The sequence below is a fragment of the Paenibacillus sp. JT22N12 genome (genome assembly GCF_056269365.1).
Genome location: NZ_JBWDNU010000013.1, coordinates 146,865 through 166,451, shown reverse-complemented (window position 1 = coordinate 166,451; position 19,587 = coordinate 146,865). Strand labels below are relative to the sequence as shown.

Annotated in this window: 17 protein-coding genes; 14 read left to right on the top strand and 3 right to left on the bottom strand. The window is 50.6% G+C overall.

Translation table 11 applies throughout. The annotated features are described in order from the left end of the window. From AC0YOA_RS31560 to AC0YOA_RS31530, 7 genes are all read left to right on the top strand, one after another. Complete coding sequence (locus AC0YOA_RS31560) at nucleotides 1-1,452, top strand: ABC transporter substrate-binding protein (protein ID WP_475789978.1); 1,452 nt, start codon at nucleotides 1-3, stop codon at nucleotides 1,450-1,452. 81 nt (nucleotides 1,453-1,533) lie between these two features. Further along, nucleotides 1,534-2,436: a carbohydrate ABC transporter permease gene (locus tag AC0YOA_RS31555; protein WP_475789977.1), complete on the top strand. Its 903-nt coding sequence runs from the start codon at nucleotides 1,534-1,536 to the stop codon at nucleotides 2,434-2,436. Nucleotides 2,437-2,454: 18 nt separating this feature from the next. Then, a complete protein-coding gene (locus AC0YOA_RS31550; RefSeq protein WP_475789976.1) occupies nucleotides 2,455-3,315 on the top strand; it encodes a carbohydrate ABC transporter permease in 861 nt (286 codons plus the stop codon). Then, entirely contained in the window at nucleotides 3,316-4,512 is a 1,197-nt protein-coding gene (locus tag AC0YOA_RS31545; RefSeq protein WP_475789975.1) for an anhydro-N-acetylmuramic acid kinase, read from the top strand. A gap of 28 nt (nucleotides 4,513-4,540) precedes the next feature. Next, nucleotides 4,541-5,506 (top strand): GNAT family N-acetyltransferase, encoded by a 966-nt coding sequence (locus tag AC0YOA_RS31540; protein WP_475789974.1) that lies wholly within the window; start codon nucleotides 4,541-4,543, stop codon nucleotides 5,504-5,506. A 2-nt stretch (nucleotides 5,507-5,508) separates the two neighbouring features. Next, nucleotides 5,509-6,213, top strand: coding sequence for a PIG-L deacetylase family protein (locus AC0YOA_RS31535; protein WP_475789973.1), 705 nt, complete (start codon nucleotides 5,509-5,511; stop codon nucleotides 6,211-6,213). Continuing rightward, nucleotides 6,210-7,349 carry an exo-beta-N-acetylmuramidase NamZ family protein gene (locus AC0YOA_RS31530; RefSeq protein ID WP_475789972.1) on the top strand — a complete coding sequence of 380 codons (1,140 nt, stop codon included), beginning with the start codon at nucleotides 6,210-6,212 and terminating at the stop codon, nucleotides 7,347-7,349. The genes AC0YOA_RS31535 and AC0YOA_RS31530 overlap by 4 nt, the downstream gene beginning before the upstream one ends. Nucleotides 7,350-7,566: 217 nt before the next feature. Here the strand turns inward: AC0YOA_RS31530 and AC0YOA_RS31525 are convergent, their stop codons facing one another. Together AC0YOA_RS31525 and AC0YOA_RS31520 are read right to left on the bottom strand one after the other, a co-directional pair. Next, on the bottom strand, nucleotides 7,567-8,367 hold the full coding sequence (locus tag AC0YOA_RS31525) for an SDR family NAD(P)-dependent oxidoreductase (RefSeq protein WP_475789971.1): 801 nt from the start codon (nucleotides 8,365-8,367) through the stop codon (nucleotides 7,567-7,569). A 114-nt stretch (nucleotides 8,368-8,481) separates the two neighbouring features. Then, nucleotides 8,482-9,225, bottom strand: a complete 744-nt coding sequence (locus AC0YOA_RS31520) for an SDR family oxidoreductase (RefSeq protein ID WP_475789970.1) — start codon at nucleotides 9,223-9,225, stop codon at nucleotides 8,482-8,484. A gap of 153 nt (nucleotides 9,226-9,378) precedes the next feature. Between AC0YOA_RS31520 and AC0YOA_RS31515 the strand changes: the two genes are divergently transcribed. From AC0YOA_RS31515 to AC0YOA_RS31485, 7 genes are all read left to right on the top strand, one after another. Next, nucleotides 9,379-10,224 (top strand): helix-turn-helix transcriptional regulator, encoded by an 846-nt coding sequence (locus AC0YOA_RS31515; RefSeq protein ID WP_475789969.1) that lies wholly within the window; start codon nucleotides 9,379-9,381, stop codon nucleotides 10,222-10,224. A gap of 209 nt (nucleotides 10,225-10,433) precedes the next feature. Then, nucleotides 10,434-12,008 carry a response regulator transcription factor gene (locus AC0YOA_RS31510; protein WP_475789968.1) on the top strand — a complete coding sequence of 525 codons (1,575 nt, stop codon included), beginning with the start codon at nucleotides 10,434-10,436 and terminating at the stop codon, nucleotides 12,006-12,008. A gap of 78 nt (nucleotides 12,009-12,086) precedes the next feature. Next, entirely contained in the window at nucleotides 12,087-13,814 is a 1,728-nt protein-coding gene (locus AC0YOA_RS31505; RefSeq protein WP_475789995.1) for a sensor histidine kinase, read from the top strand. Nucleotides 13,815-13,985: 171 nt separating this feature from the next. Beyond that, nucleotides 13,986-15,665 (top strand): extracellular solute-binding protein, encoded by a 1,680-nt coding sequence (locus AC0YOA_RS31500; protein WP_475789994.1) that lies wholly within the window; start codon nucleotides 13,986-13,988, stop codon nucleotides 15,663-15,665. Between the two features lie 123 nt (nucleotides 15,666-15,788). Continuing rightward, nucleotides 15,789-16,739, top strand: coding sequence for an ABC transporter permease (locus AC0YOA_RS31495; protein WP_475789993.1), 951 nt, complete (start codon nucleotides 15,789-15,791; stop codon nucleotides 16,737-16,739). A gap of 14 nt (nucleotides 16,740-16,753) precedes the next feature. Then, on the top strand, nucleotides 16,754-17,698 hold the full coding sequence (locus tag AC0YOA_RS31490) for a carbohydrate ABC transporter permease (RefSeq protein ID WP_475789967.1): 945 nt from the start codon (nucleotides 16,754-16,756) through the stop codon (nucleotides 17,696-17,698). Between the two features lie 152 nt (nucleotides 17,699-17,850). Continuing rightward, nucleotides 17,851-18,291: a HEAT repeat domain-containing protein gene (locus AC0YOA_RS31485; protein ID WP_210037571.1), complete on the top strand. Its 441-nt coding sequence runs from the start codon at nucleotides 17,851-17,853 to the stop codon at nucleotides 18,289-18,291. 231 nt (nucleotides 18,292-18,522) lie between these two features. Here the strand turns inward: AC0YOA_RS31485 and AC0YOA_RS31480 are convergent, their stop codons facing one another. Next, nucleotides 18,523-19,581, bottom strand: coding sequence for a Gfo/Idh/MocA family protein (locus AC0YOA_RS31480; protein ID WP_475789966.1), 1,059 nt, complete (start codon nucleotides 19,579-19,581; stop codon nucleotides 18,523-18,525). Nucleotides 19,582-19,587: the final 6 nt, after the last annotated feature.

The window sequence follows — 19,587 nt, the reverse complement described above, 5'->3', positions numbered from 1 at the left end:
GTGAAAAGTAAAATGCGACTTCTGACATCCGTATTAGCTTTGAGTCTGTCTTTGACCACACTTGCAGCATGTTCATCCAATAATGCGAATTCCAATAATGGCAATGCTTCCAGCCCTGGCAACACTTCAAGCGCAGGAAGCACAGAGGCGAAAGACACCATTACGGCGCTGCTGCCGCCGGTTTCCGCAAATTTTCAAGATAATTTTGCTCAAATGGAGAAGGGGTTCAATGAATTATATCCTAATCTCACCTTGAAAATAGAGCCTGCCAGCTGGGAAGATATGACACAGAAGCTCGATACGCAGGTCAATGCGGGCAGCCCTCCTGATCTGGCGTTCATCGGCTCGGACGGGATTTCCAAGTATGTGCAGCAGGGAATGCTTATGGACATCACTGATACGGCAACACCGGAAATGGTCGCAGATTACGATAAAACTCCGCTGGAATACATGAAAAACGGCAGTGGTCTGTATGGCTTCCCGGCGTATATGGAGGCTCACGCCTTGGGAGGAAACAAGAAGTTCATGGAAGAGGCAGGAATCGACTGGAAAGATGTTCAAAAAAACGGTTGGACCTACGAGCAATTCCGCGAAGCGATTAAAAAAGGCGTTGTTAAGGACGGAGACCAAACGAGCCGCTACGGATTTGTGTTCGCAACCGCTGGCGTTACATCCAAAGACTATTTGAATGTATTGATCAAAAATGCAGGCATGCCGTCCGCATTCACCACAGATCTGAAATACGCTTATACCAATAAAAATTATCTGGAAGTGTTGAAAGCAGTCCGGGCCCTTATTGACGACGGCTCGATGCCTAAAGAGCTCAGCTCCGTCGACGCGGGCAAACGCTGGAACATGTTTCTGACCGGTCAGACGATGATCACGGGCAAGGGACTGGCCACCTTCGAGAACTCCGCCAACCAAAATAACGAGAAGCTGGAAGCCAACGACGGCAGCGCCGTAAAAGGAAGTATAGCGGTCGATTATATCGTACTGCCCGTACCTACATTTCTGGGGAATGAACCGCAGTCCAGCGTTGCGGTAGATGGTTATGTCGCTTTCCGCGGCAAAAAGGAACCGACGGCCGAGCACAAAGCCAATGTCGTAAAAGCAGCCTATTACCTGGCAAGCGGCAATGTTGCGGCAACGACCAATAATGACCTTTTCGTTGCGCATATTACGGAAAGCGGGAGAAAAGCCGCTGAAAGCATGACGATCAACAGGAATCCCGACAATGTGGCAGCCGTCGAAACCCTGCTCTCGCATGCAACGCCTGCCCGTCCTGATATCCCTGTTGAATTGGGTGCCGAAGCCATCAAAATTGAAGATGAAGTGATTATTCCTAAATTACAGGCGCTGCTGGCTGGTGAAATTACGCCTGAAGCCATGTATGAAGCGGTAAAAACCGCTGCAATCGACGCCTTTGGCGAAGACGGCGTGGTGCAGGAATAAGGAATCAACCAGATAGTCGTGTGCATCCGCATGCGGCTATCCGGTTGAGCGAGCCGGATATCTGAAATGAGGTGCAGCTGTATGATTCACTCAAGAAAATTCATAAAAAAGCGAAAAATAAAAGGAGACGGAGCTTGGGGATATGCATTTATCGCCGTAGCTTTAGTCATATTTGCAATGTTTACGGCCTATCCGGTTGCCAGTGCCTTCGTGATCAGCTTTCAGGAATATAAACCGCTGGGATCCACCTTTGTTGGATTCGATAATTATGCTCATACGATACAGAATTCCTTATTCTGGAAATCCATCAAAAATACCGTTGTGTATACGATTCTAACCGTGCCTGTGGCCCTGTTCCTGTCCTTTGCCGTGGCGATCCTGATTATTCCATTGAAGAAATGGATGCAGACGACCTTTAAGGCCGTCTATTATCTTCCGGCAGTTGCTTCAGGTGTTGCCTTATCGGTTGTATGGCTGTGGATTTTTGATCCGATGCCGTCAGGTATTTTTAATCAATTGATTAGCTCGGTTGGGATCGGCAACCAGAATTGGCTGGGATCGAGCTCAACATCCATGTTCTCTTTGGTGTTTATGGCATGGCTATCCAGTCATGGTGCGAGTATTATCATCTATTTGGCAGCCTTGCTGGGCATAGACGGGAGCTACTATGAAGCGGCCGAGCTCGATGGGGCGTCTTTCCTGCAAAAGCTTTGGTATATCGTCATTCCTTGCCTGAAGCCAACGACCTTATTTCTCTTGGTCACCGGTGTTATCGGTTCGTTCCAGGTGTTTCAGAACGCTTATTTGATGACAGGCGGAGGTCCCGATAATGCAACTACGATGGTCGGATTGCTCATATTCAATAATGCATTCAAGTACTTCGAGTTCGGCGAAGCGGCTGCGCAATCCTTGATCCTGGCGCTTCTCATCGCGGGAATAGCATTGGTCCAATTCAAATTCCTTGGCAAAGAAGTGGAATATTAGGGGGAAGGAGGATCATAGATGGCGCTCTTTAGCAACCATTCAGAGAACAATAAGATCAGATATATCAGAAATACGGCGATCATCATTTTGCTTCTAATCTTTGCCTTGGCAACGTTATTCCCCATTTATTTTATGATCATTTCATCCTTGGGGGATCCCGTTGAAGCAGGTGCGATGAGTTATTCCCTCTTTCCTACCAAGATATCATTTGATTCCTACAAGTTTTTCTTCGATTACAGCGAATATTCCGTCAGATGGCTTTTGAACTCCTTGATCGTGGCGGGGAGCGTCACCATTTCCAATGTATTTTTTGCAAGTATGGCAGGTTATGCATTCTCGAAAATTAAATTTAAAGGCAGAGCGTGGCTCTTTGCTTTGCTGCTATGCTCCATGATGATTCCTTATCAAGTGACACAGGTACCCTTGTATATCCTGATCGTCAATGTATTCAGCATTCAGAATACCTACAGCGCCTTGATTCTGCCAGGTCTGGTTACGGTATATAATATTTTTCTTGCCAAACAATTTATGACCACCATCCCCAAAGAGATTATAGAAAGCGCCAAAATAGAAGGCTGCAGCCAGCTGCAAATCTATCTCAGAATTATCCTGCCTTTATCCAAAACCGTCATGGCCGTCATGGCAATCCTCACGTTCATGGATAATTGGAACTCCTTCTTCTGGCCGTTTCTTGTTACCAATACAATGGATATGCAAACCATCCAGGTTGGTTTGAAAAATTTCCGCTTCGCCAATACAACTTATTTCGCTCCGATGATGGCAGGCGCCACGATATCCGCCCTTCCTATGTTTATTCTGTTTTTCAGCCTGCAAAAGTATTTTTTGGAGGGCGTTACCGTAGGGGCGGTGAAAGGTTAAATGGCCAGCTTGTCATTGCCTGCTTATGACCGTCGCTATGCCGTGGGTTTGATGTCCGGTACTTCTGTGGATGGTATCGATGCCGCCGTGATTGAGATTAACGGTGTTCCCGGCGGGCAGCCTCATGTCCGCCTGATCGCATTTGAGAATAAGCCCTATCCGGCAAAAGTCAGGAAAGAGATTTTTGCCTTGTTTGATCCGAAGGAGGCGGCAATAGACAGAGTCGGACGCATGAATATATGGTTAGGCGAGCTGTTTGCGGAGTCTGCCCTGTCTGTCATAGCGGCAGCCGGTCTCGAGTCCAAAGACATTGCGGTCATCGGTTCCCACGGGCAAACGATTTATCATGCACCTGAAGCGCATGATGTGGATGGTTACAATCTTCATTACACGGTGCAGATTGGAGAAGGTGCGGTTATATCTGCCCGAACCGGAATTCCCTGCGTATCGGATTTCCGCGTGGCTGATATGGCTGTCGGCGGGCAAGGGGCACCGCTGGTTCCGTTTACGGAATATCTGCTGTACCGGGAGGACAATCGGACCCTGCTGCTGCAGAATATTGGCGGCATCGGCAATATTACCGTGATTCCGGCAGGCGGCACCCCGGATCAGGTTTTTGCGTTTGATACGGGTCCGGGGAACATGCTGATCGATGGTGTGGTGGCGCGTTTATATCCCGGAGAAAAAACGATGGATACCGGAGGGGCCATAGCTCATAGGGGCGACATAAACAGCGATCTTCTTCGTATGCTGCAGCAAGAGGCCTATTACAGCCTTCCTTTGCCCAAATCAACGGGCAGAGAACGCTTTGGCACATCTTATATCGATGGGCTGATTCGCTATCAACAAGAGAACAGTCTATCTTCAGATGATATCGTCGCTACCGTCACCATGCTCACTGCGTGGTCGATTGGAGAGGCTTACTCCCGTTTTATCCGCCACCGCCACCCAGCAGATATGATGATCGTGGGTGGAGGAGGAAGCTATAATCCGGTGCTGATGAAATTTCTAAAGCATGAGCTCGAGTCTATGAATGTGCAGGTGGTTACTCAAGAAGAGGCTGGATATCACAGCGATGCCAAGGAGGCGATTGCTTTCGCCTTGCTTGCCGATTATACAATGGCTGCGCAGCCTAACAATCTTCCTGTCGTCACGGGAGCCCAGCGAGCAGTGATTCTGGGGAAAATCTCTTATTAAATTCCTTCCTGAATGGAGGCATAGCTTCATGATTGTGTCTTGGGACAGCCATTATACTCAAGGGGTTATATCTTTGTGGAACAAGGAAGCTGTGAAAGACGGATATAAGGAGCTTACCGAAATAAGCTTCACAGACATTTTTTTGTCCAGCCCCTACTTTGATGAAGAAACGACATTTATTTTACTGGAATCTGATCAGGTTAAAGGCTTTGCCTGTGGATGTACGGGCGATGACTTGCCCTTGGGACATGCTGCTGGCTATATAACCTGTATAGTATTATCCAGCGATTGTAGAACCAATGAAACGTACGCGATGATGTTAGAGGCCTTGGAGAACCGTTTTAAGTATTTGGGTAAACAGCAGTCAGAGCTCATGTTTTTTAATCCCATGCGATTGCCTTGGTATATACCGGACACCCCGCATCATGAGCATAACAACGCACCCGGCGTACCGGTAAACAGTGCGCTTTATCGCTTTCTGCTCAGTCAGGGTTATGCAGAACGTGCCAGAGAATGTGCGATGTATCTGAATCTTGCCGGTTTCACTGTTCCTGATGATATGAAAGCCAAAGAAGCAGCAGCGGGCATGGACGGTTACAGGGTGGAACTGTTTAAATCAGAGGAGATCAGCGGTGTGGAGGAAATGCTGGACGGATTCAATAATCCATTGTGGAAGAGGGAAATAGCACAATGTGCCGCCGACAGCGTGCCTGTTCTATTCGCCGTATATGAAGGGAAAGCAGTCGGCTTCGCCGGTCCAGTCATACGCCAGAACAACGGCAGAAGCTATTTTACCGGAATCGGAGTACATCCTGAGCATGAGGGACACGGACTGGGGAGTATCCTTTTCTTTAAATTATGTGAAGCATTTCAACGTATCCAAGCTACGTATATGTCATTGTATACGGGCAGCACCAATCCGGCCATCCGGATTTACGAGAAGGCTGGCTTTCGGACGGTCAAACACTTTGCTGTGATGAGAAGGGAGCTCTGATTATGAGTGAACAACAATTAACGATATTGGCGGTCGGCGGTCACGTGGGCGATATGGAGCTGACTGCTGGAGGCGTCCTGGCAAGCCATGCGCTGAGCGGCGACAGGATTGTAACTTTAGCGCTGACAGCGGGTGAACGCGGAGTTCCGGCAGGCAGAGATGTGGGGGAGTACCGCGAGCAGAAGGTCAGGGAAGCCGCAGCTTTCGCAGAGATGCTGGGCGGTGAATCCATCGTATTCGAGATACCCGATGGAGAGCTGCAGGATAACGAGGAGATGCGTCTGCGAGTATGTGATGTGATTCGTGAAGTGCGGCCCAATGTTATTATCACTCACTTCAAGAACAGCATGCACAAGGATCATATGACGACTCATCTTATTGTCAACGACGCGCGCTTCTATGCGGCTCTTGCCCCTCTGGAACGGGAGAATCCCGCTTTCTTTGCCTCCAGGCTGTATTATGCGGAGAACTGGGAGGACGCAGTCGGCTTTGTACCTTATGTATATGTGGATTTCTCTCAAGAAGCTTATGATTTGTGGATTAAGGCCGTGTCACGGCACTGGTTTGTGACCGGAAGCAAATCCTTCCCTTATTTGGAATATTATAAGCATTTGTCCAGAGTCCGCGGCATCGAATCCCGAAACGAGTATGCGGAGACCTTCACGATTCCGGAGGAAAGTATGCGTGTCCTTAAGGGGCAGCTATGATCCGAAATGGTATTGACTGTATAACGCAATATGCCCATGTATTCAAAGGCAAACGGTTGGGACTGATTACGGGTCCTACAGGATTGAACAATGATTTTGCAGCTACCATTCAGATTCTGCATGAGAATTTCAACCTGGCCGCCCTGTTCTCGCCAGAACATGGTGTTCGCGGCGACCAAGAAGCCGGGGCTATGGTAGATACCTATCAGGATCCGGTTACTGGCGTGCCCGTATACAGCTTGTACCGGAAGGATTCCAAGCGGCTGACTCAGGAGATGCTGGAGAGAGTAGATATGGTCGTTTACGATATTCAGGATGTGGGAGTACGGTATTATACCTTTATCTACACCATGCTTTACGCTTTGGAGGATTGTGCAAAAAACGGCAAGGAATTTGTCGTTCTCGACCGGATCAATCCGCTCGATGGCGTGACGGTGGAAGGGAATATTCTGAAGCCAGGCTATCAATCGTTCGTGGGCAATTACCCTCTCTGTGTGCGCTATGGCTTGACCCCTGGCGAGGTAGCTTCAATGGCCAATGATCAGATGAACTGGAACGGCAAGCTGACTATCGTGCGATGCGACGGCTGGGACCGGAGGATGCAATTCCCTGACACGGGCCGTATCTGGGTGCAGCCCTCCATGGGAATTCCGCGCTTTGAGACGGCATTGCTGTATTCCGGCACCTGCTTATTTGAGGGCACCAATATTTCTGAAGGAAGAGGAACCACGTTTCCTTTTGAAATCATAGGAGCACCGTTCATCAATGCGCTGCAGCTGGCGGATGAAATGAACCGGATGAAGCTGCCCGGCGTGCTTTTCCGACCTGTTTACTTCAAACCAACGGCTTCCAAATATAAAGACGAGCTCTGCGGCGGTGTACAGCTTCATGTAACAGATGCCCGTACCATCCAGGCTGTAAAAACGGGAGTTACTCTTATGTATACAATCAGGAGGTTTTATGAACCATTTTCATTCCTGCCGCCAATAAGGGAGAACGCCAGACCTTTTATTGATTTGCTGTGCGGGGATAATTTGTACCGTGGCGATTCAGCAGATCTGGCGTTTATGCTGGAGCAGTTCCATGCGGAAAGCCGTGACTTTGCAAATCTCAAACGGAACTATCATCTTTATTGATGGGGGATGGGCTCCATTGCCCCTGCGGTCGAGTGAGTATTACAGGTCAAGATAACAAGGACGTGATCATGGAATGAGATATGTTGCCGGATTGGATGGCGGCGCCACCAAGACGGCGGTGAATATTGCGCGCAAAAGGCACATGGCGTGATTTCTCTGCCATGTGCCTTTTTTATCTGGTATTGTGCATCAATTATGCGGTCGGCAGAAGGGCCGTTCAAACGCCCGGCTGCTGTCCGCCGTCGATGACAATTTCCGTGCCCGTAATGGAAGGAACATGATCGGAAACAAGCAGCAGCGCCATCGCTGCAATTTCGGACGGATCGACCATGTGCCCGAGCGGAATCGCGGCGTTCATCTCCGCTTTCTGGGCATCGACGGTGATGCCTTTGGCCTCCGCGTTCTGTTGGGCGAGCTTTTCCGCACGTTCCGTGTTGGTTGCGCCCGGTGAAATGACGTTAATCCTGACGTTCGATTTCGCCAGTTCCTTGGAAATGCCCCTTGTAAAATTGAGCAGCGCCGCATTGGCGGTACTGCCCGCGAGGAATGCAGGGGTTGGCGTCCGTCCTGCGCCGCCGACAATGTTAACAATACGCCCGTCTCTCTGTTTGATCATGTGGGGCGCTGCTTCCTTGACCATTCGGATGTAACCAAGCAGCTTTAAATTCCATGCCTCCAAAAAAGCTTCTTCAGGCATTTCGAAGAAAGACCCCGCTTTGGCGGAACCGGCATTATTGATCAAAATATCAATACGGCCATTAACTCCCAGCGCTGCGGTAACCGCCTGCTTAGCCGTCTGCGGCTCATTCATATCGCCTGCTACAGTGATAATACGGGCTGCTTCCTCCCTGGAGCGGCCTGAAAGAATCGCGTCTACCGCCTGCTTGGCGCGGTCAGGATCCCTTGCAACCATGACAACGGCAGCACCCTCTTGGAATAATGCCCTGGAGCAGGCAAAACCGATCCCTGCGCTTGCTCCAGTAACAATTGCTACTTTTCCGCCTAGTCCCAAATCCATTTCATTTTCCTCCCGTGTATCACATGCCGTTGTTTAGTGAGAGCAACAGCCGTGCAGCTTTATCTCTATAATAAAGCTTTCCAGAACGGATGTAAAAATTCCACGGGGAGAGACTTAAACCGAAGCTTTGGCGTTCACCTGCTTGAACATTTCGTCGCGTTCCGCACGCGAAGCCTGAGCCGTCAGCTGGGACCAGCCGTACGTAATCTCATCTTCATCCAGAGCAAGAGCCTTCATTGTCTCGTCGGCGAACAGCTCCACCGGTATGCCTACGGCATTTCCGCCGGGAATTCCCAGATCGGTATTGGTATGGGGCGGCGAAATTTCAATGACGCGGATGGAGTGGCCGGCCAATAGATGTCTCAATGACAAGGTAAAGGAGTGAAGAGCGGCCTTGGTTGCGCTGTATACAGGAGTCAGAGCCAATGCTACATGAGCAAGTCCGGAAGTGACGTTCATGATCGACGCATTTTTTTGCCTCATCAAATGCTCCGTGAACAATCGCGATAAATGAACGGGTGCCGCCAGATTAATTTCGATTTCGGAGACTGTTTCCTTCCAGTCTTCCGGCTTGGTGAAATCCTGGTAGCGCATGATGCCGGCATTGTTCAGGAGAATATTCGTCTCGGGGTGCTCCTGCGTCACCTGTTTGAACAGGGCAATGCGGTCCTCTTCCCTGGATACGTCGAATGTATACGTTACAAGCTCGGGAAGAGCTGCTTTGGCTTCGGCCAGTTTATCCGCTCTTCTTCCGCAGATGATGACTTTATTGCCTGCCTGGATGAATCGTTCCGCAAGCGCATAACCGATGCCGGATGCGCCGCCTGTAATAAGAATGGTATTAGAGCTCATGTTCATAAGATCTTTTCCTCCCAAGGTTTGATTTATGATGCGGCTTGTCATAGGCTATTGTATAATGAGCAATATTGTATAGGGAGAGGACCGGTTATACTGGAACCCGTACTACCACCCTCCTTGGGAATGGAATCACGGATTGGAGGAACCAAGATTATGGCTACAAAGGAATTTGATCGCTACAGCGAGCTGGCTGATTTTCTGCGCAACCGGCGGGAACGCATTACGCCGGGGCGCGCTGGCCTGCCGGATGACGGGCGCAGGCGCACGCCGGGACTGCGGCGCGGAGAAGTGGCCATGCTGGCTGGAGTCAGCCTGGAATGGTATACCTACCTGGAGCAGGGACGCCATATCAATGTCTCGGCGGAGGTGCTTGAAAGTCTGGCGGAAGTGCTCCAGCTGGATGCGGCTGAGCGCAAGCATATGTTTTTTCTGGCGCATCGCCAGCCGCCGCCCGAGCAGCCGAGGCAGCAGACGGAGGTTACTCCGGTGCTTCAGCGTTTTCTGGAGGATCTCCATACTTCCCCCGGCTGCGCGATGGATTCCAGAATGAATATTATGGCATGGAACAAGGCTTTTAGCGCAGTAAACGGCGATATGGAAGGCTTGTCGTGGCAGGAGCGGAATTTACTGTGGATTACATTTACTTCCGGGGATTTCCGGCAGCGCAAAGGGGTACAATGGGAAGAGCATGCGAGGTGTATGGTGGCTCAGTTCCGCAGGGAGTATGCCCGTTTTATCGATGATCCCTGGTGGTCCGAGCAGGTCGCAGCTTTATCTGCCGTCAGTCCGGAGTTCAGAGAATTTTGGCAGCTTCATGATGTGCTGGAAACCACGGATGCCGATAAAATCATCAATCATCCGGTCGTCGGCAAGCTGGCCTTTGATCATATTTCCTTCCAGCCGATGGGTGCCGGGGATCTTCAGATTTCGATTCACGTGCCCCTTCATGATGGAGTGACGACGGACAAGATACGGAAACTTCTCGAGGCGCAGAGCTAGGCCGCAGACCGGCAGGAATATTGCCGATTAAGGAGCTTTCGTCAAATTTCAGGAGCCCGCATTCGACCAGCGGGGCTCCTTTTTGACGTGCCCGGAATCGGCAGGGATATTCGATTACAATCATTTCATAAAATGGAGACCTCATTGTCCGCTGCACCGGAGTAGATGTTACTATATGAGAGAGAATAGCGGAAAGGAATGATTGATCCATGTACAGCGTTATTCTGGTGGATGACGAGGTTTTCACCCGCAAAGGCTTGATGAAGCTGATTGACTGGGAGGCTTGCGGCTTCCAGGTCGTGGACGAAGCGGACAACGGTGAGGATGCTCTTGAGCTTATCCGGCGGCTTCGGCCCGATCTCGTTATTACCGATATCCGCATGCCGGTGCTGGATGGGATGGAGCTGATCCGGCGCATCGTGGAGGAGAATGAAGCAAGCCCTGTCTTCATCATCATCAGCGGCTACGATGATTTCAAATATGCCCAGCAGGCCGTGCGTTACGGCGTTCATGATTTTATCGTCAAGCCGATCGATGAGCATGAATTTTCCGGTGCGCTGCGCAAATTGAACGACAGGCTCGGGAGGCTGCGGGAAGAGCGCGTACGCCATGACCGTCTGTTGTCCGGAGCCATGATCGAATCTCTCATTCTTGGAGAGGCGGATGACAGCTTTATTGCCGAATGGGAGCAGCGCCTCATGCTTGGCAAGGCCGATCGCTTGTACTACCTGTTCGCCGAGCTGAACGACAACCATATATGGAAGGAGGCTGGCGAACAGCTCTCATCCGCCCGCTTCAAGGAGCTTGTACAGCGAGCGCTTCAGGATATGACCGCAGGGGATCAGCCGCTTTACCTGCATGAGCACCGGAACCGGATCGGCATCCTGCTGCCCGATCACGTACTGGTGCCGTTCAAGGGGGACATCAGGCAGTTCGCCGTAAGATTCCGGCAGACGATGTCTGTCGAGGCCGGGGGACGTGTTTTTCTTTATGCCGGCGCTCCCGTTGACCGGCTGGCGAATATCCGGCAATCCTACATAACGGCCAAGGAAGCCATGCTGCACAAATATATCCACGATGACAGCCGTATCGTCATCTATGGTCAGGTGCAATCGGAGCCGCTGAACTACATAGGAATGGACCCGGCCGAATTAGGCCGTTTTATTGAGCAGATTGAGGAACAGCAGTCGGAGAAGGTAAAGCTTGCGGTCGACGCGCTGTTCCAGGATTTCCGCCTGAAGCGGTATGCGCCTGAAGCGGTAAAAATGACCATTCACCAGTGCGTGCTCGGCATAACCAAGGCCATCCGCAGCATGGAGGGGGATGAACGGTCTCTCGCGAGCATGGCTCCGATTGTCGGCTGGCATGACTTAAGCCTGTCGCTTGGCGAGCTGAAGGGATTGTTCGCCGGTTTTGTCGAAGAGAGCAAGGACTATATCGCGGAGCTGAGAAAGGTGCAGGTAAAAGGCGGCATTCAGAAGGTCCGCAGCTACATTGAAGCGAATTATGCGGGCAACATCAGCTTGAAGAGCATTGCATCCCATTTTTATATCAACCCGGTGTATCTGGGACAGCTGTTCAAGAAAACGTACGGAATTTATTTTAATGACTTCCTGCTGCAAATACGGGTCAATGAAGCGAAGAAGCTGCTGCGTCAATCGCCGGATATCCGGATTTACGAGGTAGCGGAGAAGGTCGGCTTCAGCAGTGCGGATTATTTCGTCAACCAGTTCGAGAAGATTGAACATATGAAGCCGTCGGAATACCGCAATAAGCTGCTGTAAGCAGCCATCTTCCGGTAAAGGGGACCAATCCGTGTGAAGCCGAGCCTGAACTTGAATAATGTCCGGTTGCGGAACAAAATGCTGATTCTTTATATTTGCTGCGTATTTGTTCCGATCATCTTTACGAATGTCATTTTCTATTATGTGACAACGAATAATGTCAAGAACCAGCGGACGAAGGATATTACGAGGGCAATCGAACAGATCAAGAATGAATTCCGGGCCAAAATTGAAGATGCCGTAACCGTCTCGACCGCATTTTACACGGATCTTAATTTGAATGACATGTTGGAGGCCGAATATGTGGAGCCTGCCGATTATGTCGGCGCCTACGACTCTTATTTCCGCAAAATCATCAACAACTACACACCCATGTACAACGCCGTCCAGAACATCAAGATTTATGTCGATAATCCCACGCTTCTGCACTCGGGGGGCATCGGGGATCTGACGGATAAAGTAAAGCAGTCGGTGTGGTATCAGCAGCTGGAAAAAAGCAAATCGTCCCAGCCGATCTTTGTCCGGACCGAACGGGAGGACTTGTTCTCGGTGAAGGACGCGGAGCCTGTCAGGGATTCGTTCAGCATTATCCGCAGAATGGACTATTACTCTTCCCAGAACAACTGGAACAAAATTTTGAAAATCGAGATGAAAACCACGTCGATCCAGCAGATTTTCCAAAACCTGAATCTGCAGGGACATATTTATTTGATCAATGCGCAGGATCAGATTGAGTATACGACCGATCCCGAGGTGGATTGGAGAAAAGACTCGGCCTCCTTCAGCTCGCTTAAGTTTCCGCCCGGCATGCTGGAATTCGAGACGACTTACCAGTATGTCAATTATATGGAGGGCTGGCGGATCGTCGGGACAATTCCCGAGGAGGAAGTGCTCAAGGAGGTCCGCAATTCGCGGGAATTCATTATTCTTCTGGCTTGCATCAACATTATTCTGCCGACGCTGATCATCCTCTGGATCACCAGGTCCATGAATGTCCGGCTGGTCCGCATTCTCAAGCATATGAAGAAAGTGAAAAACCAGCATTTTGATATCATCAACCAACGGGAGCATACCGATGAGATCGGCCAATTAACAAGCGAGTTCAACCGGATGACGATCCAGGTGAAAAGCCTCATTGACGATGTGTACGTTGCCGATATCCAGACCAAATCGCTGGAGCTGGAGCGCAGGAAGGCGCAGCTGAATGCACTGCAGAGCCAGATCAATCCGCATTTTCTGTTCAATGCGCTGGAAACGATCCGGATGCGCAGCCTGATCAAGGACGAGATGGAAACAGCCAAAATCATTCACAATATGGCGAAGATCTTCCGTATGTCCCTCACCTGGGGAAAGGATCGGGTCAAGGTCATGGAGGAAATTGAATTTGTCCTGTGCTTTCTGGAAATCCAGAAGTATCGGTTCGAGGACCGGCTCGACTATCATATTCATATTGATCCGTCCGCCAAGGAATGCGTGGTGCCCAAGATGATGTTCCTGCCGTTCGTGGAGAATGCCAGCATTCACGGCATCGAGCCGCTCCGGAACGGGGGAAGGATTGAGGTGCGGATTGAGACGCAGGCAGCAGCTCTGGTGTTCTCGATCAGGGACAACGGAGTCGGCATGGACGAGGATAAAGTCAATCAATTCTACAGCTACCTTGAAAGCGAGGAAGTGATCGGGGAGAGGATCGGCGTGCAGAATGTCATCTATCGCATGAAGCTGATATATGGCAGCCGCTTCCGTTTTCTGATCGAGAGCGCGCCCGGTCAAGGGACTTATATCTGTCTGAGCGTTCCTGTCGATTGATTGAACAAGAAGAGCATGTCCCGGTCATACTTCTATATTTTTTACTGAATGAACTATAGTTTATCAGGTAAACAAAGTCTGGAATTCCCCATATAATGAAAGGGCTTACAAATAAATAATGGATGTGAAAGGGGATCGAATTCAGTGTCAAAGAAACTTCTATTGGTTTGTATGGCCGCCATCATGGTGTTGATCACAGCATGTTCAAACAACAATAACACGGGCAGCAGCAATACGCCGGCGAACACGGCCGGTACGAATGAGACAGCAGAGGGCGATGCGCCGGAGCAGCAGGAGAAAGTGACATTTTCTTATTTCAACGGGGTTGCAGCGGCAAAAGATATTAACACGAACGAGACGACGATCGGCAAGATGCTCGAGGATCAAACGGGCGTCAACTTCAAGATCGAGCATCTGGTAGGCGATCTCAATACGAAAATCGGGACGATGATCGCCTCCAACGAATATCCGGACGTCATGATTCCGGACGCCGCCATCGACAAGATTCTCGATGCCGGAGCATTTATTGCGCTGGATGATCTGATTGAGCAGTACGGTCCAAACATCAAGCGGGTATACGGTCCTTATTTCAACCAAATGAAAGCGGCGGACGGCAAAATTTATTTCCTGCCCTTCTCGAACGTAGTCGGCGAATTTATCCCCGACCCGAACATTGGCCAGGGCGCATTCTGGGTACAGCGCCGGGTGCTGAAGGAAGCGGGATATCCGAAGGTCAACACGCTTGACGGTTATATGGATCTGGTCAAGAATTTCGTGGAGAAACATAAAGACGAGGATTTGACTGGCTTTATTTCGCTCACGCATGACTGGAGATTCTTCTCCACCTCCAACCCGCCCATGCATCTGCTTGGCTACCCGAACGACGGCAACATTACCATCGACATGACGACTCATGAGGCGAAGGTGTATGCGGCTACGGATGCCACCAAGCGCTGGCTGCAGAAGCTGAATGATCTGAATGCGCAAGGTTTGTTCGACAAAGCCTCTTTCGTCGACAATTACGATCAGTATCTGGCTAAACTGACTTCGGGCAAGGTTGTAGGCTTCTTCGATTACGGCTGGCAGTTCCAGAATGCGCAAAGCGCATTGACGGACGCGGCGAAGCTGGACCCGGCCAAGGATGATTTCGTGTACTTCCCGCTGCCGGTCACCTTCGACGGACAGAAGGACCAATACCTGGATCCTCCGGGCTTCGTTAAGAACCGCGGCATGGGAATCACGGTCAGCGCCAAGGACCCTGTCCGCATCATTAAGTACCTGGATAACCTGCTGACGGACGAGAACCAGATTCTTCAACGATGGGGCATAAAAGGTGAAACCTACGAGGTTGACGAGAATGGCCGGATGTTCCGTACAGCCGAACAAATCGCCAAAATCGACGAGCCGTTCAATGAATCGTTCGGGTTCAAATATTATTCCTGGAACTGGCCGCTGTACGGCAACGGTTCATCCTATGCAGACGGCAACTCGGTTGCTCCGGGCCTGCAGCCTGAAGTATTCCAGATGAGCCTGACGGAAGCGGATAAAGTGATCCTTGAGAAATACGGCGTCAAAACCTATGCCGAGCTGTTTGCCGCTCCGGATGACCGTCCATGGTTCCCGGCTTGGGGCATTCCGAAGGAACAGGGCTCGGAGCAGCAAATCTGGGAAACGAAGAAAGACGAAATCACCAAGAAATACTTCCCGAAACTGGTCCTTGCGAAGCCGGCTGACTTCGAGAAGGTCTGGACTGAGTACACGGCCGAATTCGGCAAGCTGGATACGGCCGGTTACGAGAAATGGACGACTGACGAAGTGAAGAAGCTGATTGATACCGCAAGCAGCAAATAATCAGGTAGGTATAGGCGAAAGGCCGGCTTCGTGCCCCGCGCATAAGTCCGGCCTTTTCCATTGAACGAATCCCATTCAGTCCGGAAGGAGAGATGGAAGATGGAGAAGAAACCAACAATGTCAATGCCGGATCTGGCATTGCCAAAGAAGCCGACGGGACTGAAGCGGTTTGCCTTGAAGCTGGTTCACCAACGGATGCTGGTCCTCATGTCGGTTCCTTTTCTGGTGTGGCTCTTTATATTCAAATACATGCCATTATGGGGATGGACAATCGCCTTTCAGGATTATAAGCCGGCCAAGGTTTTCAAGGATCAGGAATGGGTGGGATTCAGACATTTTGAATTTTTGTTTCAGGACGAACGATTCATCCGTGTCTTAAGAAATACGCTTGCGATGAGCGGAATTAACCTGGTTCTTGGCTTTGTTACGGCCATTATACTCGCCCTGCTCCTGAATGAGGTGCGCCGGATCGCGTTCAAACGGGTCGTTCAGACCGTCAGCTATCTGCCTCATTTTATCTCATGGGTGGTTGCGGCAAGCATCGTCCAGACGACATTGTCGCCGGACGGCATCATCAATGAATTGTTAATCCGGTTCGGTTTTGTGGAGAAAGGCAATGAGATCCTGTTCCTCGGCATACCGGAATATTTCTGGGGAATATTCGGAGCAAGCTCCGTGTGGAAGGACGTTGGGTGGAATACAATCGTCTATCTGGCTGCCATGACAATGATTGACCCTGCCCAATATGAAGCGGCGGAAATGGATGGAGCAGGCCGTATTAAACGAATGTGGTATATTACGCTGCCGGGCATCAAGCCTGTCATCGTCGTATTGTTGATTATGAATATCGGGTATCTGCTGGAATCGGGTTTCGAACCGCAGTACTTGCTGGGCAACGGTATGAACATCGATTATTCCGAGAACCTTGACATATTTGTGCTGAAATACGGTATTGCCCAAGGCAATTTTTCGCTTTCGATTGCGGCGGGCATGTTCAAGACAATCATCAGCTTCATCTTATTGTTCGCAGCGAACAATATTGCAAAACGAATGGGCGAGTCCAGACTGTTCTAGAAGGAGGGAACCTCATGGCTAATCCGGCAGCAGAAGCGGTGTCCAAACAGTCCAGCCGCATCCGCACGTCGCGCGGCGACCTGATTTTTGATATTGTCAATTATGCCTTTCTGACGATTCTGATGATCGTCACCCTGTATCCTTTCCTGAATACGCTCGCCGTCTCCTTGAATACGGCGGATGATTCGATCAGGGGCGGCATTTATTTGTGGCCGAGGATATGGACGCTCGACAACTATATCTATGTATTCAAAGAAGCCACCATCTTTCATGCGACACTGATTTCGATACTTCGTACCGTCATCGGCACCGTGCTTACCGTTTTCTGTTCAGCGATGGTCGCCTACACCATCAGCAGACAGGATTATGTTCTCCGCAAATTCGTCACCATCGCATTTATTTTGACGATGTATTTTAACGGGGGGCTTATTCCCAACTTTCTGCTCATCCGCGATTTGGGTCTGATCAACAGCTTCTGGGTATACATCTGGCCAGGCCTTATCGGCGTATTTAATCTGATCATCATCCGCTCATTCATTGAGAGCCTGCCGGAGAGTCTTCTGGAGTCCGCGAAGATAGACGGTGCGGGAGATTTCAAAACCTTCTTCAGCATCGTGCTGCCGCTCTGCATGCCCGTGCTTGCGACTGTTGCATTATTCACGGCCGTCTATCAGTGGAACCAATGGTTCGATGTTTTCCTGTACAATTCGTCGAATATCGAACTCAGCACGCTGCAGTACGAGCTGCAGAAGATTCTTCAGAACTCCAACGCCTCCCTGACGGCGAAGACGGCGGGCGACGCGTTCGCAAACGCCGGTAATTCGGGAGGGAATACGGTGACGCCGTTCTCGATCCGCGCAACGATGACGATTGTCGCTTCCCTGCCGATCATTATGGTTTATCCGTTCCTGCAGAAATATTTTGTCAAAGGGATGACGGTTGGCGGTGTAAAGGGTTAGGGCCGCTGATGTCGCTGAGGGGAAGGGATGGGCTGATTCCTGCCTGGGATTCGCAACTTAAGGTTATGTTCTTCTCTGGATGATGGTACAATACCAGATGAAGGCATGTTCAGGCATCAGGCAGGAATCGAACTAGAAGGAGAATGGATCGTTTGAGTGAAATAGAAGTCAATCATGAGCTGCCCCCGAATTACGAAGAATTGAAGAAAGCGGCTAACCGCTCCAGCTGGCAAGAGCGTCTGGAAGCGGTAGAGGAGCTGGGTCAGTGGAACCACCCGAAAACCATTGACGTGCTTACGCACCGGATGAATCACGATACCGTATACAGCGTGCAGGAGGCTGCTTACCGCAAGCTGCTGGCATTTGGTGAAGAGGTTCAGCCGCCTTCCAAGGCGAAGGGCGAGCTCATCAAAGGAGTCGGCAAAATCCTGGTCAGAATCAAGAAGAGTCTACCGGAGGGCCACTCCTATGAAGAGTTCAAGGAAAAGCTGCGGAAGACCAGACTTGATGTGTATAATTCGTACGAAGGCGATAAGGGCGAGGATTTTGATGCCTGGCTTGAGCAAACATGGGCCTCGCTAACGAGGAGATAGATGCCTTCATGGCACTATCTTCTTGTAATTTTAAAATGTGTATAACGGACAGCATACGCGGTATGCGAGGTAAAAAGGAAACGGCTCATGCCGTCCTTAGGCAAAAAGTCAGATTGTGCCACAAGAAATTTAAGCAGTAAGGAATGGAATTTTAACCTATGAAAAAGCCGTATCCAAGGAGTCGCAAGCGACACCGGATACGGCTTTTTTCCTTTGGCATATTTTGGAATGTTATTGATAAGCTTCAAGCAGCCGGATATAATCCCGGGCAAGCTTCAAATCCTCCAGTGCCTCGGGAGCGGAGCAAGGGGCCGGTCTCTCGCCGCGGACAGCCGCAAGGAAATTCCTGGCCTGGTTGCGCATGGCCGATACATTCGGCATAACCGGAGTCGTATAGGAAGGCACATCCTTGCCGTTATCCCGCATCACCGTCACCTGTCCCGATTGCTGGCGGACCAGCGGCGCGGGCAAATCCACTTTAATGAAGCCCTGCTCAAAAGCGACGAGAATCCCCTCATGCCATTCAATCGACGTGCTGTACGGAGCCATCTCCAGTGTCACGCATACTCCGCTTTCGCTCTCGCCCACAAGCAGCGTTTCCGACCGGTCGGCGTAAGTCACCTTATACGATTCGCCGAGCAGGAAACGGAAGGCATTGACCTGGTGAATATAATAATTGACGAAGGCGTCATATTTTCTTCCGTTTGCTTCGCTGAATTCCGCCGGAAGCGGCTCCAGAGGGCCTGCTATGCCCGGTTCACTGGTGCCAATCGGTGCGTCGGTTGCAGCCGTCCAATCGCCCGGGGGCATCGTAATGCGGATATAGCGAAGCTTGCCGAATTCTCCGCTTTGCTTCCATTCATCGACGATGCGTTTCGCATATTCCATCGCCGGATCGGAGCGCTTGTGATAACCGACCATATGCAGGGAACCCAGCTCCTGCCCCAGCTTCACCAGCTCTTCACCAGACGCAACGGACAGGGTTACCGGCTTTTCCGTTAAGACCGGGATGCCCGCGCGCAATATATCCGGGATTAGAATGCTGTGGCGCGTGTATGGCTGCGAAGCGACGACCGCATCGACGAGGCGGCTTGCCAGCAATTCCTCATGGCTGTCGAATACATGGGGGATCGCATAGCGGGTGGAGACAGATTGTGCAAGTCCCGGACGCGGCTCGGCCAGGGCGACAACCTCGCACTCCTCCGGCAGGTTGAGATAGTTGGTCATATGGGCAAGCTGTCCCATATAACCGCTTCCGATAAAACCAAGCCTGATTTTTTGGCGGCTCATCTGATC

Coding starts and splice junctions, on each gene's coding strand:
- AC0YOA_RS31515 (WP_475789969.1), top strand. CDS start 9,379: ATGGCTACAAAGGAATTTGATCGCTACAGCGAGCTGGCTGATTTTCTG.
- AC0YOA_RS31510 (WP_475789968.1), top strand. CDS start 10,434: ATGTACAGCGTTATTCTGGTGGATGACGAGGTTTTCACCCGCAAAGGC.
- AC0YOA_RS31500 (WP_475789994.1), top strand. CDS start 13,986: ATGGCCGCCATCATGGTGTTGATCACAGCATGTTCAAACAACAATAAC.
- AC0YOA_RS31505 (WP_475789995.1), top strand. CDS start 12,087: ATGCTGATTCTTTATATTTGCTGCGTATTTGTTCCGATCATCTTTACG.
- AC0YOA_RS31545 (WP_475789975.1), top strand. CDS start 3,316: ATGGCCAGCTTGTCATTGCCTGCTTATGACCGTCGCTATGCCGTGGGT.
- AC0YOA_RS31550 (WP_475789976.1), top strand. CDS start 2,455: ATGGCGCTCTTTAGCAACCATTCAGAGAACAATAAGATCAGATATATC.
- AC0YOA_RS31495 (WP_475789993.1), top strand. CDS start 15,789: ATGCCGGATCTGGCATTGCCAAAGAAGCCGACGGGACTGAAGCGGTTT.
- AC0YOA_RS31530 (WP_475789972.1), top strand. CDS start 6,210: ATGATCCGAAATGGTATTGACTGTATAACGCAATATGCCCATGTATTC.
- AC0YOA_RS31480 (WP_475789966.1), bottom strand. CDS start 19,581: ATGAGCCGCCAAAAAATCAGGCTTGGTTTTATCGGAAGCGGTTATATG.
- AC0YOA_RS31490 (WP_475789967.1), top strand. CDS start 16,754: ATGGCTAATCCGGCAGCAGAAGCGGTGTCCAAACAGTCCAGCCGCATC.
- AC0YOA_RS31540 (WP_475789974.1), top strand. CDS start 4,541: ATGATTGTGTCTTGGGACAGCCATTATACTCAAGGGGTTATATCTTTG.
- AC0YOA_RS31535 (WP_475789973.1), top strand. CDS start 5,509: ATGAGTGAACAACAATTAACGATATTGGCGGTCGGCGGTCACGTGGGC.
- AC0YOA_RS31525 (WP_475789971.1), bottom strand. CDS start 8,367: ATGGATTTGGGACTAGGCGGAAAAGTAGCAATTGTTACTGGAGCAAGC.
- AC0YOA_RS31520 (WP_475789970.1), bottom strand. CDS start 9,225: ATGAACATGAGCTCTAATACCATTCTTATTACAGGCGGCGCATCCGGC.
- AC0YOA_RS31555 (WP_475789977.1), top strand. CDS start 1,534: ATGATTCACTCAAGAAAATTCATAAAAAAGCGAAAAATAAAAGGAGAC.